The 16297-nt window shown below is 69.7% G+C and carries 13 protein-coding genes; 6 read left to right on the top strand and 7 right to left on the bottom strand.

Going from position 1 to position 16297, the window contains the following annotated elements; translation table 11 throughout:
- Positions 1–281 precede the first annotated feature (281 nt).
- Complete coding sequence (locus tag ACLML9_RS21290; RefSeq protein WP_411947183.1) at positions 282–1169, bottom strand: peptidylprolyl isomerase; 888 nt, start codon at positions 1167–1169, stop codon at positions 282–284.
- Positions 1170–1361: 192 nt separating this feature from the next.
- On the opposite strand from ACLML9_RS21290, the gene hisS reads away from it, so the two are divergent.
- Together hisS and ACLML9_RS21280 are read left to right on the top strand one after the other, a co-directional pair.
- Positions 1362–2624 (top strand): histidine--tRNA ligase, encoded by a 1263-nt coding sequence (gene hisS, locus ACLML9_RS21285; protein ID WP_411947182.1) that lies wholly within the window; start codon positions 1362–1364, stop codon positions 2622–2624.
- 101 nt (positions 2625–2725) lie between these two features.
- Positions 2726–3370, top strand: coding sequence for a hypothetical protein (locus tag ACLML9_RS21280; RefSeq protein WP_411947181.1), 645 nt, complete (start codon positions 2726–2728; stop codon positions 3368–3370).
- 48 nt (positions 3371–3418) lie between these two features.
- Here ACLML9_RS21280 and ACLML9_RS21275 read toward each other — a convergent pair whose 3' ends face one another.
- The 4 genes from ACLML9_RS21275 to ACLML9_RS21260 all read right to left on the bottom strand — a co-directional run bounded on the left by ACLML9_RS21275 (position 3419) and on the right by ACLML9_RS21260 (position 8759).
- Positions 3419–4507 carry a 2-oxoacid:ferredoxin oxidoreductase subunit beta gene (locus ACLML9_RS21275; RefSeq protein WP_411947180.1) on the bottom strand — a complete coding sequence of 363 codons (1089 nt, stop codon included), beginning with the start codon at positions 4505–4507 and terminating at the stop codon, positions 3419–3421.
- Positions 4504–6465, bottom strand: coding sequence for a 2-oxoacid:acceptor oxidoreductase subunit alpha (locus tag ACLML9_RS21270; protein WP_411947179.1), 1962 nt, complete (start codon positions 6463–6465; stop codon positions 4504–4506). The genes ACLML9_RS21275 and ACLML9_RS21270 overlap by 4 nt, the downstream gene beginning before the upstream one ends.
- 244 nt (positions 6466–6709) lie before the next feature.
- Positions 6710–7726, bottom strand: a complete 1017-nt coding sequence (locus tag ACLML9_RS21265) for an Rv2578c family radical SAM protein (protein ID WP_411947178.1) — start codon at positions 7724–7726, stop codon at positions 6710–6712.
- Between the two features lie 31 nt (positions 7727–7757).
- Complete coding sequence (locus ACLML9_RS21260; RefSeq protein WP_411947177.1) at positions 7758–8759, bottom strand: NAD-dependent epimerase/dehydratase family protein; 1002 nt, start codon at positions 8757–8759, stop codon at positions 7758–7760.
- A gap of 201 nt (positions 8760–8960) precedes the next feature.
- On the opposite strand from ACLML9_RS21260, the gene ACLML9_RS21255 reads away from it, so the two are divergent.
- The gene (locus ACLML9_RS21255; RefSeq protein WP_063040005.1) at positions 8961–9278 is read left to right on the top strand and encodes a type VII secretion target; all 318 of its coding nucleotides are present in this window, start codon (positions 8961–8963) and stop codon (positions 9276–9278) included.
- Entirely contained in the window at positions 9275–10891 is a 1617-nt protein-coding gene (locus tag ACLML9_RS21250) for a hypothetical protein (RefSeq protein ID WP_411947176.1), read from the top strand. The genes ACLML9_RS21255 and ACLML9_RS21250 overlap by 4 nt, the downstream gene beginning before the upstream one ends.
- Before the next feature lie 18 nt (positions 10892–10909).
- On the opposite strand, the gene ACLML9_RS21245 is transcribed toward ACLML9_RS21250, so the two are convergent.
- Entirely contained in the window at positions 10910–11836 is a 927-nt protein-coding gene (locus tag ACLML9_RS21245) for a neutral zinc metallopeptidase (protein WP_411947175.1), read from the bottom strand.
- A gap of 145 nt (positions 11837–11981) precedes the next feature.
- On the opposite strand from ACLML9_RS21245, the gene aspS reads away from it, so the two are divergent.
- On the top strand, positions 11982–13808 hold the full coding sequence (gene aspS / locus ACLML9_RS21240) for an aspartate--tRNA ligase (protein ID WP_411947174.1): 1827 nt from the start codon (positions 11982–11984) through the stop codon (positions 13806–13808).
- A 7-nt stretch (positions 13809–13815) separates the two neighbouring features.
- Here the strand turns inward: aspS and ACLML9_RS21235 are convergent, their stop codons facing one another.
- A complete protein-coding gene (locus tag ACLML9_RS21235; RefSeq protein ID WP_411947173.1) occupies positions 13816–14826 on the bottom strand; it encodes a hypothetical protein in 1011 nt (336 codons plus the stop codon).
- A gap of 191 nt (positions 14827–15017) precedes the next feature.
- On the opposite strand from ACLML9_RS21235, the gene ACLML9_RS21230 reads away from it, so the two are divergent.
- On the top strand, positions 15018–16184 hold the full coding sequence (locus ACLML9_RS21230; protein ID WP_411947172.1) for a phosphotransferase family protein: 1167 nt from the start codon (positions 15018–15020) through the stop codon (positions 16182–16184).
- Positions 16185–16297: the final 113 nt, after the last annotated feature.

The following is a 16297-nucleotide window of genomic DNA, read 5'->3' as shown; positions in this document are numbered from 1 at the left end:
GTGCCCGGCGACACGGACCGCGGCGGCGGGTCGGGATCCGCCGACGCGGTCCGCGGAACCGCCCGGCGAGGCTACGCCCGGCGCGACGCGAACACCGGGAGCACTCGCGAGCGGCGCCCCGGCCCGGAACTGCGGCCGGAGAGCACGACTTGGTCACGCGCACTCCCTTTTTCGAGATTACCCGAGAGATGGGGGCTCAGTCTTCGCAACGTTGCGCCGACCAGCATATATCGCTGGAAACCGAGGTGAGCGAAACGCGCCCGAGGGCGGGGTCGCCGGGATCAGTCGATCCGGACCGAGTTCAGCGTGACCGGCTGCGCGGGTTTACCGTCGCCGGGACCGTTGGATTCGTCCTGACCCTGACCGGCGATCTTGTCCAGGGTCGCCAGGCCGCCCTCGTCCACGGTGCCGAAGATCGTGTAGTTCGGCGGGAGCATCGAATCGCCGTACACGATGAAGAACTGGCTGCCGTTGGTGCCCGGCCCGGCATTGGCCATGGCCAGCACACCGCGTCCGTAACTGATCGGCTGCTGCAGCGCCGGGTCATTCGGCGCGAACTGATCGGTGGGGTACTCGTTGTCGAATTCGTACCCCGGGCCACCGGTGCCGGTGCCGGTCGGGTCACCGCACTGCAGCACCTTGAGGCCCTCACCCTGGGTGAGCCGGTGGCAGTTGGTGCCGTCGAAATAGCCCTGGCCGGCCAGGCTGGCGAAGCTGTTGACCGTGCACGGCGACTCGGCGTTGTTCAGCGTCAGTCCCAGCGGTCCCTGGTTGGAGTCCACGCTGATGCTCAGCGAGGAGTTGCCGTCCCCGGTCTGGATGCCCTCCGCGCGGGGCTTCTGCACCGGCTTGGACGCGGGTTTCGCGCTGTCCCGGTAGGTGCAGTTCACGCTGGCCGGTTTGGCGGCCGCGGGCGGGGGCGGGGCCGCGCCCGGCGTGCTGGACAGCGAGGCGTCCGGTGTCTGCGAGGCATTGGAGGCCGTATCGGCGCTCTCGCCGCCGCGGGTCAGAAAGTACACCCCGGTCACCGCGGCGATCACCACGACGACCCCGAGCGCCGATCCGGCGATGGTCAGTTGTTTACGCTTGCGCGCGCGTTCGGCCCGGTTGGCGAGCTGTCGTTCCAGCTTGCGTTTCGCCGCCGCTCGGCGTTGTTCGTTGCTGGGCACTACCACGTTCCTCCCGTGCGGCGGCCGGGCCGGCAGGCCCGGCCGGTCGCGGCTGGTCTGTTGCTTCCGGCACTAGAGTCTGCCATCTCCGGCGCCCGGCACCCGGATATCGACCGGACCGGCCCTCTCGGAGCCCGGATAGGGCGGAACCGGTTGGACTCGACCGGGGCGGGTGGGGGAAACTGGTTCACCGTGACCAAGACCAGCAGCTTCTCCGCCCCGAAGGGGGTACCGGATTACGTTCCGCCCGGTTCGGCCGAGTTCGTCGCGGTACGCGACGGTCTGCTCCGCGCCGCCCGACTCGCCGGGTACGGGCATATCGAGCTGCCGGTCTTCGAGGACACCGAACTGTTCGCCCGGGGTGTCGGCGAGTCCACCGATGTGGTGAGCAAGGAGATGTTCACCTTCTCCGATCGCAGCGAGCGCAGCGTCACCCTGCGTCCCGAGGGCACCGCCGGGGTGATGCGTGCGGTGATCGAACACGGCCTCGACCGCGGCCAGCTGCCGGTCAAGCTGAGCTACGCCGGCCCCTTCTTCCGCTACGAGCGGCCGCAGAAGGGCCGCTACCGGCAGTTGCAGCAGGTCGGCGTGGAGGCCATCGGCGTCGACGATCCGGCGCTGGACGCCGAGGTCATCGCGGTCGCCGATGCCGGGTTCCGGAGCCTGGGCCTGACCGGGTTCCGGTTGGAGATCACCTCGCTCGGTGACGAGACGTGCCGCCCGCAGTACCGCGAGCGGCTGCAGGAGTTCCTGTTCGGGCTGGACCTGGACGCCGAGACCCGGCGGCGGGCCGAGATCAACCCGCTGCGTGTACTCGACGACAAGCGGCCCGAGGTGCGGGAGATGACCGCGACGGCGCCCCTGATGATCGACCACCTCTCCGAATCCGCGAAAACCCACTTCGACCAGGTCCTCGCGTACCTCGACGCGCTCGGCGTGCCGTATGCGCTGAATCCGCGCATGGTGCGCGGGCTGGACTACTACACGAAGACGACCTTCGAGTTCGTGCACGACGGATTGGGTGCCCAGTCCGGGATCGGCGGCGGCGGCCGCTACGACGGACTCATGGCCGAGCTGGGCGGGCAGGCCCTGTCCGGAATCGGTTTCGGTCTCGGTGTCGACCGCACGGTCCTGGCGCTGGCCGCCGAGGGCGTCACGGCGGGCGATCCGGCCCGCTGCGAGGTGTTCGGTGTCCCGCTCGGCGAGGCCGCCACCCAGCGCATGGTGGTCTTGGCCGGTGAATTGCGCGCCGCGGGGGTCCGGGTGGATCTGGCCTACGGCGGCCGCGGGGTGAAGGGCGCCATGAAGGCCGCGGACCGGTCGGGTGCGCGGGCCGCGCTGATCCTGGGCGATCGTGATCTGGCCGAGGGGACCATCGGGCTGAAGGATATGCAGACCGGGGACCAACGGCAGATCCCGCTCGACGAGATCGTCGCCACGCTGGCCGCGCAGTAGTCGCTTCGGCCGCCGGGGCCGAGGCGTCGCGAAATGCGCGCTGTGCGACGTGTCGTAGTACTGTCCGGTGCGACCCTGCCCCGGACCGAAATGCGCCTGCCGTGACCGATGCACCCCTGCCCGACGACGCCCGGCGAATCGGGCTGGACCTGGTCGCCCCGGAGGTCTACGGGCCGGTGCTCCGACGACTGGCGTCGCTCGCCCTCGCGCTCGCTCTCGCGGTCGGTGTGATCGCCGGACTCCTGTTCGGCCCGCCGGCGGGGCTGGTGGCGGCACTGGTGGTGGCCGTACCGGCCGTGGGCTATGCCCTGGCGGTACCCCGGCGCCGGCTGTGGCTACGCGGGACCTCGATCAACGCACGCACCCTGCTCGGCACCCGGTCCCTCGATATCGCGGCCGTTACCGGTGTCGAGCTGCTGGTATATCCGGGCCGGCTCAGCCGCCTGGTGCTGCGGCTGACCGCCGGCCCCGACCGGCAGGTCGTCCCGCTGGCCATGTACACCGACGCGGGGAGCGGCCGTGAGCTGCATCTGCTGGGACTGCGGCGGTTGGCGGACGCCCTGGTGCACAGTGACCTTCCCGCGGCGCTCGCGGTGGCGGATCTACTCGTCCATCAACTACGTGCCGAGGCCCGCGACGCGCCGCTTCCGCAGCGGCCGCTGTACCGCGCGGTGACGTTGACCCGGGCCAAGGACTATGTCGCTCCGATCGTGCTCACCGACGAGGAGATCGCGACCCTGTACTGACCGCGGAAGCGGCGTCGCCCGGCGACCGGTCGCGCGCCGACGAGCCGCTCAGCCCACCGTCCAGGTCTCGGAGCCGGTGAGCAGATTCTGCAGTGAATCGTCGGCCACCGGGAACCGTTCCCGGGCCGCGGCGGTCTGGGCCCGGACTCCGTCGTCGTAGGTGGGCCGGTCCACCGCCCGGAAGACACCCGTGACCACATGGTCGAGATCCTGATCGGAGAGCCGGGACAGCGCGTAGGCGTACTCGGGGTCGTCGGTATGCGCGTCGTGCACCACGATCTCGTCGTCGGGAACATTCGCCGCCGGCACCGCGGCCAGACCGAAGCCCCTTCGCACCACGGCGTATTCACCGTCGGCGCCGAACCGTAGCGGTTCACCGTGGCGCAGGCGGATGAGCCGGGATTCGCTGTCCCCACGGCGCAGCACATCGAATGATCCGTCGTTGAAGATCGGGCAGTCCTGCAAAATCTCCACGAAGGAGGTGCCGCGGTGGTCGGCGGCGGCGCGCAGTACCTCGTTCAGGCCGGTGCGGTCGGAATCCAGGGCGCGGGCGGCGAAGGTCGCTTCGGCGCCCAGGGCCACCGACAGGGTGTTGAACGGGTGGTCCACCGAACCCATCGGGGTCGATTTGGTCACCTTGCCCGGTTCCGAGGTGGGGGAGTACTGGCCCTTGGTCAGGCCGTAGATCCGATTGTTGAACAGCAGGATCGTCATATTGACGTTGCGGCGCAGCGCGTGGATCAGATGGTTGCCACCGATGGAGAGGGCGTCGCCGTCGCCGGTGACCACCCAGACCGACAGATCCGGGCGGGTCACCGCCAGCCCGGTGGCGATGGCCGGCGCGCGCCCGTGGATGGAGTGGATACCGTAGGCGTCGAGGTAGTAGGGGAAGCGGCTCGAACAGCCGATCCCGGAGACGAACATCAGGTTCTCCCGGCGCAGGCCGAGGTCGGCCAGGAAGCCGCGCACGGTGGCGAGGATGACATAGTCGCCGCAGCCGGGGCACCAGCGCACCTCCTGGTCGGAGGTGTAGTCCTTGGCCTTCTGCGGGCCGTCGGCCGTCGGCACCCCGGACCGGCCGGAGACCGGTGTGAGCCCGAGTTCGGTTCCGGTCAGCGAGGTTTCGACGATGGTCATGATGCGCCCCCGTTCGTGCGATACGTGGCCCGGGCCCGCGCGGCGCGGGCCTTGTCGTGCTCGAGTCCGGCCAGGGTGCCGTCCCGTGCCGCGTCGATGACGCCCACCAGTTCGTGGGCGGAGAACGCCGTACCGGCGACCTTGGTCCACGGTTGGACGTCCACCAGGTACTTCGCGCGCAGCAGCAGGGCCAGCTGGCCGCCGTTCATCTCGGGGGCGACCACGGTGGGGTACCGGCGTAGAATCTCGCCCAGATCGGGCGGCAGCGGATTGAGATGCCGCAGATGCAGCTGGGCCACTCGCCCGCCCCGGCGCCGTACCCGCCGGCACGCCTCACCGATCGGTCCGTAGGAGCTGCCCCAGCCGACCAGCAGGATCTCGGCCGCGCCGTCGGGATCGTCCACCTCGGCCGGTGGCACGGTGATCCCGTCGATCTTGGCCTGCCGCAACCGCACCATCAGATCGTGATTGGCCGGATCGTAGGAGATATCGCCGCTGCCGTCGGCCTTCTCCAGCCCGCCGATCCGGTGGGCCCGGCCCGCGGTGCCCGGGACCGCCAGCGGGCGCGCCAGAGTCTCCGGGTCGCGGGCATAGGGCAGGAACTCGCCCTCCGCGCCGGTCTCGAAGCCCGGGTCGAGGGGATCGAGGTCGGCCACCGACGGGATGGCCCACGGTTCGGAGCCGTTGGCGATCGAACCGTCGGACAGTAACAGCACCGGCGTCCGGTAGGTGAGGGCGATCCGCGCGGCCTCCACCGCGGTGGCGAAACAGTCGGCGGGTGAGCGCGGCGCCAGCACGGCCACCGGGGATTCGCCGTTGCGGCCGTACAGGGCCTGCAGCAGGTCGGCCTGCTCGGTCTTGGTGGGCAGCCCGGTGGACGGGCCGCCGCGCTGTACATCGATGATCAAAAGCGGCAGCTCGGTCATCACGGCCAGGCCGATGGTCTCGCTCTCGAGCGCCAGACCGGGGCCCGAGGTGCTGGTGACCCCGAGCGCGCCGCCGAGGGAGGCCCCCAGCGCCGCGCCGATCCCGGCGATCTCGTCCTCGGCCTGGAAGGTGGTGACGCCGAAGTTCTTGTGCTTGCTCAGCTCGTGCAGGATATCGGAGGCCGGGGTGATCGGATAGGTCCCCAGGAACACGGGCAGGCCCGCCAGCGAACCGGCTGTGATCAGCCCATATGCCAGTGCGGTGTTACCGGTGATCTGCCGGTAGGTGCCGGTGGGCAGGACCGCCGGGGCGATGCGGTAGGTGGTGGCGAAGGCCTCGGTGGTCTCGCCGTAGTTCCAGCCCGCCCGGAAGGCGAGAATATTGGCCTCGGCGATATCCGGTTTCGCGGCGAACTTTTCCCGCAGGAACTTTTCGGTACCGCCGAGGGGGCGCCCGTACATCCAGGACAGCAGGCCCAGCGCGAACATGTTCTTGGCGCGTTGGCCGTCCTTCTTGCCGACCCCGGTGGACTCGGTGGCGGCCAGCGTGAGCGAGGTCATCGGCACCTGGTGGACCACGAACTCGCCGAGGCTGTCGTCGGCCAGCGGATCGGCCGCGTATCCGACCTTGGTGAGGTTGCGTTTGGTGAACTCGTCGGTGTTGACGATGACGGTGCCGCCACGCGGTAACTCGCCCAGATTGGCCTTCAGCGCCGCGGGGTTCATCGCGACCAGCACATCCGGCTGATCGCCGGCGGTGAGGATATCGTGGTCGGCGATCTGGATCTGGAACGACGACACACCCGGCAGCGTCCCCTGCGGTGCCCGGATCTCGGCCGGGAAATTGGGCTGGGTGGCCAGATCGTTGCCGAAGGCCGCCGCTTCGTGGGTGAACCGGTCGCCGGTGAGCTGCATACCGTCGCCCGAGTCGCCCGCGAAGCGAATGACGACACGGTCCAATACCGCTGTGCCGGAGTCGTTCCCGGCGGTAGCGGTGTCGGGGCGGCCGATATTGTCGTGGTGCGAAACCATACGCGTGCTTCACTTCCTCGTCGAAATGAGCTGCCGGTCGCCAACCTACCCCGGGGCGGGGTCGCCGCGCCGGAAAAGCACACGGCCGGGTCGGCGGCGGAAGCGGAACGAGGTGTTCCTGCGTCGTGCTTGTGTGGTACCTACCAGGGTAGTGCGCCGGGCGTGCCGGGTCCTATGGCCTGGAACTCGCCGTGCCATGGCTGTCCAGAGGACAGGGACGACCGGATACGCCGCGGGGATCCGGTCAGGCGAAGAGCTCGAGCTGGGGGGCCGTCCGGGGCTCGACAGGGGGCGGGGTGCGGGGTTCGGCCTCGCGTTCGGGGAGCAGGCCGTGCTGCTCCAGGAGCGGATCGATACGTTCGCGCAACCAGCCGGCGTACTCGGGGGCGACCACCGCACCGCGCCGGTACAGCCGGCGGTAGCGGCGCAGCAGCGCCGGATGGTGTTCGGCCAGCCAGCCCAGGAACCAGCCCCGGGTGCTGCCGCGCAGGTGCAGGGGCAGCACGACTGCCGACGCCGCACCGGCCGCGGCCAGTTCACCGAACAACTCGTCGAGCTGGGACCGGCCGTCGGTGAGGTACGGGATCACCGGCGCCACCATGATGTTCACCGCGAAACCGGCGTCACTGCAGGCACGCACCAGATCCAGCCGGGCGCGCGGCGACGGGGTGCCCGGTTCCAGTCCGCGATGCAGTTCGGGTTCCAGCAGGGCCAGCGAGATACCGATGTGCACCGGCACCTCCCGCGCGGCCAGTGTGAGCAGCGGCAGGTCCCGGTGCAGCAGGGTGCCCTTGGTGAGGAGGGAGAACGGCGTCCCGGAATCGGTGAGGGCGCGGATGATTCCGGGCATCAGCCGGTACCGGCCCTCCGCGCGCTGGTAGGGATCGGTGTTGGTGCCGAGCGCCACCTTCTCCCGTTGCCAGGACCGGCGGGTGAGCTCGCGCCGCAGCACGGCGGCGATATTGGTCTTCACGACGATCTGGGTGTCGAAATCCGTTCCGGCGTCGAGGTCCAGGTATTCGTGCGAACCGCGCGCGAAACAGTAGCGGCAGGCGTGCGAACAACCGCGCATCGGATTGACCGTCCACCGGAACGGCAGATTCGATTCGTCGGGAACCTTGTTCAGCGCACTCTTGCAGAGCACTTCGTGGAAGGTGATCCCGTCGAATTCGGGAGTCTGTACGGTGCGGGCGAATCCGGCCCGGTCCAGCCCGGGCAGCGCGCCGTCGTCGGCGTCCAGGGTTTGGTTCTGCCACCGCACCGAACCAGTCGAACACGCGTTCTATGTGCTGTCAAGCAGTCGGGGTGAAATCCGGCAGCGGGGCGTGCGGGTCGGCGAAGAAGGCGACCAGGTCGCGCACCGTGTCGTCGATGGGACGTGGTCGGTAGCCGAGTTCCCGGGTGGCCTTGCCGTGGTCCACCAGCGGCGCCGAGACCAGCGCGCCGAGCGCGGCCTTGGAGACGATATCGGTGCCGAGCCGCTTACCGATCGGCTCCAGCACGGGGATGAGACCGGAGACCAGTTTCGGGGAGATGGAGAAGCGCGGCCCCCTCTTCCCGCCGTGCTGCGCGGCCATCCGGCACAGGTCGAGCATGGAGATCATCTCGCCGCCGATCAGATAGTTCTCCCCGGTCCGGCCGTGTTCACCGGCCGAGATGAGGCCGCGCGCGACATCGCGGACGTCCACCAGGTCGAAACCGCCGTCGATCATGGCCGGGATGCGGCCGCGCGCGGCGTCGCGCAGCGAGCGGTTGATGCGCGACAGCGGGGCGCCGTGATCGGCCGGCCCGAAAACCCCGGTGGGATTGCAGATCACCGCGTCCAGACCGGCCTCGACCACCGTGCGCAGTGCGAGCTCGCCGGCCCATTTGGAGCGGTCGTACACCGGCAGCCCCGCGTCGGTGGACCGCAGCGTCGTCTCGTCGATGTTGCCGCCGCAGCTGTACTGGTCGAAGGCGTGGATCGAGCTGGCGTGCACGAACCGCCGTACTCCGACGGCATGGGCGGCCTCGGCGACCACGCGGACGCCCTCGGTGTTCACCCGCCAGGCCAGATCGTGCGTGTCGGCGAGAGTGATCACGGCGACCAGGTGGTAGACGATCTCGGCGCCGTCGAGTGCGGCGCGCATGGATTCGGGGTCCAGGACGTCGGCGCTCACCCAGGAGATGTTCGCCGCGCCGGGCTGCCGGGGTGCCACCCGGTCGATGGCGACGATCTCGTCACCCCGCTCGGCGAGCAACGGGAGCAGATTCGTACCCAGGTAGCCGGCTGCGCCGGTCACTGCGACCTTCATGGAGACGAGAATATAGAACTTGTTCTAATTTGCAACAGGTTCTAGTTTTATGGCTCCGTCGCGTCTCGTGTGCGGCAGGTCGAGTGAGCTATATTCGGGCGGCAACCATTTGGTGCCACAAGGGGTGCGCGTCGTTGCGGCCTACGACGCGTTCCGCGCGGTGGCCACGAGGATGTTCACGAAGAATCAGGGGGGAGCTCGATGAGTGATCTCTCGGTAGCGACCGAAGCGCTGCGGGCGTTCGGAATCACGAATTCCGGAATCGGGACCGAGATCGCGGCAGCCGGCAATATCGACGCCGTGGCCAATGTCGCCGCACTGACGCCGGTTTTCGGTTTGATCGGTGCCGACTATCTGGCCATGTTCGCCGCCGCCCAGGTGCTGCAGGCGCGCGATATCAACGATCTGTCGGCCAAATACCAGAAACTGTCGGAGGCCGCCTTCACCTCCGCGTTCAACTACGACGCCACCGACGACGGTACGGCCGGTGTGCTCGGCGCGGCCGGGGGTGGCCTGTGAAACCGCTCGACACCACCGCCTCCACGGGCGTCATCGCCCCCGAGCTCCAGCAGGCGGCCCCGGCCGTCCCGGTGAATGTCCCGGAAACCGCCGCGCCGGCGGCCGCACCGGATCCGGCCGCCGCTATCCAGGATGTTCCGCTCGCACAGCTGCCCGCGGGTGAGCTGCCGGTGGAGGCACCGGAATTCGTGCTCTCGCGACGGATCTCCGACGACGCACCGCAGTCCGGCGTACCCGCGGCGGGTCTGCCCGGGTTGTCCGGGCCGGGCGGGGAGCCGGCCGGAGCGCAGGACATCCTTTCCGGTGCGGCCGAGGAGGCCACCGCTCAGGCGAACGAGCTGCTGGGCGTCGTCAACGAGGCCGCGGCGCCGGTGCTGGAAACCGCGGAGGGTGTCCTCGGCCAGGTGCTGAACACGGCCGCCGGCGGGGGCGTCGCCTCCGGTACCGGCGCCGCCGCGGCCGGAGCCACGCCTGCGGCGGCCGCTCCGGCACTGCCCGCCGATCCGGTGGGAGCACTGCTCGGTGGCGCCGCCCTGCCCGCCCTGCCCGGTATCGACGTGCTGTTCCAGCCGATCCGCGACCTGCTGAGCAGTTTCGGCACCGGGGTCATCGGAGCCCTGGACCCGACCGCGATCCTGAGCCAGTCCTCCCAGGTCATCGAGGTAGCCATGAGCGTGGGCAAGAGCAGCCTGACCGCCATGGGGCAGGTCTGGGAGAGCGACGCCGCGCAGACCGCGCAGACCGCCGGGCAGGAGGCGAACAACTCCGGGCTCCAGACCAGTCAGCGCGGTATCGACATCGCGGCCCTCACCCAGGCCGCCGCCGCGGTTGTACAACAGGGCAATGCCCAGCTCAGTACCATCGCGACGTCGTTTCTGGGACAGGCGGTCGCACTCGCCCCGGTGGTAATGACGCCGCCCGCCCAGACCGCTCTCATCGCCTCGGCGACCGAGCATCTGGGGCAGGCCGTGATTGTGGCCAACGGCACCCGCGGTGACCTCGCCGGGAAGACGGCGGAGCTGGGCGGAATGGTGCAGAACCTGCTAGGTGTGGACCCGCAGAAGGCCGCCGAGGCCGCGCAGAGTGTGGCCCAGAGTGTCGGCGAGCCGATCATGCAGCAGGCGCAGAGCATGGCCTCCGATACCTCGGCACTCGAATCGGCACTGGGCTCCGGCGACGATCCCGCCGCCACCACCCTGGCCGGCCTGAACTCCGGGAGCCCGAGTACCACGCCCGGCAGCCCCGGACTCACCACGGGAAGCCCCGGCCTGTCCACCGGTTCGCCCGGCGGAACCCCGGGTACGCCCGGTTCGCCCGCGCTGCCCGGAGTGCCCGGAGCGAGCCAGACACCGCTGACGGGTGTGCTCCGTCCCGGTCTGCCCGTGACGGGTATGCCCTCCGCCGCCACCACACCCGCGTCGAGTTCGTTCATGGGTTCGCCCGGCGGCGCCGCCGGACAGCGCAACACCGACGACGAACACTCCCGCACGGTCGATCCCTACCGGAGTCCCACCGGTAACGACGATCTCACCGGACCGCTCGGGGAATCCGCGCCGGAGGTCATCGGCGCGGTGGACGCCGATGAGGACGCGGGCTACGACAACCAGTTCTGAGCCGGCCGTCCCGGCGGGTCAGCGCAGGCCCGCCGGGTTGCTCAGATCGCCGGCCGAATAGGTGTCGCAGGCCGCCACCTCGCCGGTGCGGTATCCGGTGAGGAACCACTTCTGGCGCTGATCGGAGGCGCCGTGCGTCCACGCCTCCGGATTCACCCGGCCGGTCGCGGCTTCTTGAATCCGGTCGTCACCGACCGCGGAGGCGGCCGACAGGGCATCCTTGATATCGGTATCGGCCAGCGGCATCAGCAACGGCGTATCCGATCCCGGCGCGGGCGTCTTGTCCGCGTAGTGGGCCCAGATACCCCCGTAGCAGTCGGCCTGCAGTTCGGTGCGTACGGCGCCGGACTCCGGGCCCCGGGGATCCTGCTGCGCCCGGCCGATATCGCCGAGCAGGTTCTGGATGTGGTGGCCCACCTCGTGCGCCACCACGTACTCCTGGGCGAGCGGCCCACCGCTCGCACCGAACCGGTCCACCAGTTCCTGGAAGAAACCGACATCGAAATAGGCGGTCCGGTCGCCGGGGCAATAGAACGGGCCCACTTCACTGCTCGCGTACCCGCAGCCCGTGGAGATGCCGCCGGTGAACAGGCGGATACCGGGTTCGGTGTAGGCGACACCGGTCTGTCGGGGCAGTTCCGCCGACCAGACCGAGTCCAGGCTCTGTGCGGTCAGCACCACCCGGCAGTCCACGTATTTGTTGGCGTCGGCGCCGGTCCGGCAGTGCTCGGGCGTACCAGCGGTCTCGCCGGTGCCCTGCTGTGCATCCTCCGCCCCGGTGAACTGGCCCAGCATCGAGCCCGGATCCCCACCCAGCAGCAGGGCCAGTACCAGAACGATCAGGCCGCCGGCGCCGCCGCCGAGGGCGATTTTCCCGCCCCGGCCCGGGCCCGGGCCCGACGAGGCGCGACCGGGGTCGATCTGTGATCCCTCGTTGAAGGTCATGGCTGATCCCGTCTGTGAACGTGTTCACCGCGGCGTGCTCGGGTGCTCGCAATATATCCGTTTACGTCCGCTCGGCGGCGCCCACTACGATGGCAACCGCATCCGGAGGCCGTCCCGGTGTGCTCCGACCGTCGAAAGGAATATCGTGCTGCGCACCCACTTGGCCGGTTCATTGCGAAGTGAACAGGCCGGTCAGACCGTTACCCTCTCCGGTTGGGTGGCACGGCGGCGCGACCACGGTGGCGTGATCTTCATCGATCTGCGTGATGCGTCCGGGGTGGCGCAGGTGGTGTTCCGCGAAGGTCCGGCGGCGGAGCAGGCGCACCGGTTGCGGGCGGAATACTGCGTGCGGATCGTCGGCGTGGTGGAACCGCGGCCCGCGGGCAACGAGAACCCGGAACTCCCGACCGGTGCGGTCGAGGTCGATGTCAAGGAACTCGAAGTGCTCAACGAGAGCGCGCCCCTGCCGTTCCAGCTCGACGAACAGCCCGGCGAGGAGGCCCGGCTCCGGTACCGCTACCTGGACCTGCGCCGCGAGGGCCCCGCCCATGCCATCCGGCTGCGGTCCAAGGTGAACGCCGCCGCCCGCGCGGTGCTGGCCCGGCACGAGTTCGTCGAGGTCGAAACTCCGACACTCACCCGTTCGACCCCCGAGGGCGCCCGCGACTTCCTGGTGCCCGCCCGGCTGCAGCCCGGTAACTTCTACGCCCTGCCGCAGAGCCCACAGCTGTTCAAGCAGTTGCTCATGGTGGGCGGTATCGAACGCTACTTCCAGATCGCGCGCTGCTACCGCGACGAGGACTTCCGCGCCGACCGCCAGCCCGAGTTCACCCAGCTCGACCTGGAGATGAGCTTCGTCCGGCAGGAGGATGTCATCCTGCTCGCCGAGGACATCCTGGTGGCGCTGTGGGACCTCGTCGGTTACCGGATTCCCACGCCGATCCCGCATATGACCTACGCCGAGGCGATGCGGCGGTTCGGCAGCGACAAACCGGACCTCCGCTTCGGGGTCGAGATCACCGAATGCACCGAATACTTCGCGAACACCCCGTTCCGGGTGTTCCAGGCGCCCTACGTCGGTGCGGTCGTCATGCCGGGCGGCGCGAGCCAGCCGCGGCGGCAGCTCGACGCCTGGCAGGACTGGGCCAAACAGCGCGGCGCCAAGGGCCTGGCCTATGTACTGGTCGGCGAGGACGGGACCCTCACCGGGCCGGTGGCCAAGAACCTCACCGAGGACGAACGCGCCGGCCTGGCCGCGCACGTGGGCGCCGAGCCGGGTGACTGTGTGTTCTTCGCCGCCGGGCCGGCCAAGGCGCAGCGGGCACTGCTGGGCGCGGCCCGTTCCGAGATCGCGCACCGAGTGGGGCTGATCGACGAGAACGCCTGGTCGTTCGTCTGGATCGTGGACGCCCCGCTGTTCGAACCGGTCGCCGACGCCACCGCCGGCGGCGATGTAGCGCTCGGACATTCGGCCTGGACGGCGGTGCACCACGCGTTCACCTCGCCGAAGCCGGAATCGGTGGACACCTTCGACACCGACCCCGGCGCCGCGCTGGCCTACGCCTACGACATCGTCTGCAACGGCAACGAGATCGGCGGCGGCAGTATCCGTATCCATCGCAAGGACGTGCAGGAACGCGTATTCAAGGTGATGGGGATCAGCGAAGCCGAAGCGCAGGAGAAGTTCGGCTTCCTGCTGGACGCATTCGCCTTCGGCGCCCCGCCGCACGGCGGTATCGCCTTCGGGTGGGACCGCATCGTCGCCCTGCTGGCCGGCCTGGACTCCATCCGCGAGGTGATCGCCTTCCCGAAGACCGGGGGCGGGGTCGACCCGCTCACCGACGCGCCGGCGCCGATCACCGCCCTGCAGCGCAAGGAAGCCGGTCTGGACGCCGCACCTCAGCCCAAGGGGAAGGGGTCGGAGAGCAACGGCGCGGTGCAGGCCGCGGCTCCGGCCGGTGGCGGCGCCTAGGTTCCCGCTACACGGGTGACACCGGGCCCCCGGTGAGCGTGCGATACGCGTAGGTGACCGCGATCGTCGCCACCGGGCCCGCGACCAGCAGGCCGAGCCCGCAGGCCAGCAGGCCGAGTGCCGTGACCACGACCACTGTGAGCACCAGGAGCAGCACCCGTACCGGGTCCCGTAGCACCAGCAGGAAGCTGGACCTGATGGCTTCCACCGGGCTCTGCCCCTGTTCGATGGCGAAGTGCAGCGAGAACATACAGCCGATCCCCACCGCGATCCCCGGGAGCAGGCACAGCGCGGAGGCCAGGGTGGTCGCGAGGAAGGCGAGCAGCGCGGTCAGGAACGCGTTCGCCATACTGCCCAGATAGAAGTAGGAACCGAAACCCGGCCGGTAACCGTCTGTTTCGTACAGCGCGCCCCGCACCATGGCGGCTTGTAGCAGCCACAATCCGGCCATGACGGCGGCGAATATCACGAACAGGCCGAGCGCCGAGCGCGGCTCCGCCACCCGGACGACCAGACAGACCAGCAGATAGATGATCAGGCCGAGCGAGGTGACCGCGACCCACGGTCCCGGGTTGCGCTTGAACTTCTCCAAGCCGTAGCTGAGCGCGTGGCCGATATCGAGCCGACCCGGGATCCCGGTGCCGTAGGCCTGGTAGCCGTAGGTCCGGGTGTTCGGGTCCGGCCCCGTGCCGGTCGGCCCGTACACCGGCTGACCGGGGACACCGCCGGGCTCCGCGGTGCCGTGCGGTGTGGTGCCCGCGGGCCCCGGAGCGCCGGCCCCGGCGGCACCGGGCGGTGGGGTGTCGCGCGGCGCACCGGGCGTTTCGTCCACGGTGCCCGGCCGGGTGGCGGGTGGTTTGCCCGCCGGTGGTGGGGCGCCGGGGAGCGGAGTGTCGCTGCTCACCACGGCACTGCCGCCCTGGCCCGCGGCGGCGGGCCGCGGGCCGCCGCGGGCGGGGGGCTGCTCACCTGCCGGATCGCCGGGAGAGACCGGGGCGGAACGCGGTGTGTCGGTCACGCTGGCATACCTTTCGACGCAGCTGGTTTCCGGTGTGGCGCACAGCAGTTCAGATCGAGAAAACCCGACCGGCACAGCGGTGTCAAGCAGGCCGGTCACGCGGCGGGGAGCGCGGCGGACACGCCGAGCGACACGGAAAGGTTGTTCAACCGCTCGCTAGAAGTGACCGAGTGCGAGTAACTTGAGATGCGATGACTGCACTACTGGCCGAACGAGCCACCGAAGTCGTATCCGCAGCACAGCAGTTGCTCACAAAGCGAATGGGTGCTCCGGTGAAGCTGAGCGACCCCACCGAACTCAGCGGCAGTGGACGGACGACCGTCCTCCGCGTCCGGGTCGCCGAGAACGCTTTCTCGCTACCCCGCACCCTGATCATCAAGCAGGTGCGCGGGTCGGTGTCGGACCCCAAGAACGTCACCGTCACCCCGGGTGTCGCGAGCGTCGATTCGGCCTTCCTCCGGGAGGCGGTGTCCTACCAGTTCACCACCGCACTGAGCCGCGGGGAACGCCCCGGCGCCTATCTGATCGCGCACAGCCTGCCCGACCGGTTGCTCGTCCTCAGCGATCTCGGGGAGAACACCAAACTCACCGATGTGCTGCGTTCCGGGATCGAACCGGCCACCCGCAATGCCATGATGGCGTTCGCACAGGCGCTCGGCCGGATGCACGCCGCCACGGTGGGCCGCGAACCCGATTTCGTGGCACTGCTGCGCCGTGTCGATGTCGTGCACCGGGTCGACGGAATAGCCCAGCAGGCGGAGGCCGCGGTCGCGGAGATGCCCGCGGTGCTGCGGCGCGAACTCGGTATGGAGGTACCCGACGAGGTGAGTGAACAGATCGCGCACGGCGCGCGCCTGTTCACCGGCGGCCGGTTCCGGGCGTTCAGCCCGTCGGACCTGTGCCCCGACAATGTGATCCTCAACGAAGAAGGCGCCCGGATACTCGACTACGAATGGGGCGGATTCCGGGACGCCACCCTCGATATCGCCTACGCGCTGGTCTCCTTCCCCGGATGCCTCTGCGATATCGAACTCTCCCGCGAACGCGCCCTGCAGATGGTGGAGGCGTGGCGCGCCGAAGTGGTCGGCGTCTGGCCGGCGCTCGCCGACGACGCGCTGCTCGCGGAGAAGATCCTCGAAGCCCGGCTGATCTGGGTGTGGCTGAGCACCTACTGGTTCCTGCCGGCCGACCACGCGCGCATCGCCGCCGCCCGCGAACACGGCCTGTCGGTGCCGCGCTCGGACGCGCTGCTCAACCGGTGGGCCGGCGTGGCCGAGGACGCGCGGTGCCTCGGCAACGACGCCGTCGGCGATTTCGCCGAAGTCGTCTGCGCGGTCCTCGACGAACACTTCAGCTGAGCTGTATCTTCTGGCGGCGCCTGCGGCGCCGCGGGGTCGAGGCCCCCGAAGGTCCCGCCGTTCAGGCCTCGAGACTCGAGCCTTCGGCTCATGCGACGTGCGGTGGGCCGCCC

Source organism: Nocardia sp. NPDC002869 (assembly GCF_046764065.1).
Lineage (GTDB): Bacteria > Actinomycetota > Actinomycetes > Mycobacteriales > Mycobacteriaceae > Nocardia > Nocardia rhamnosiphila.
Note: the sequence above shows the minus strand (reverse complement) of the source record. Positions and strands in the feature narration are given on the sequence as shown.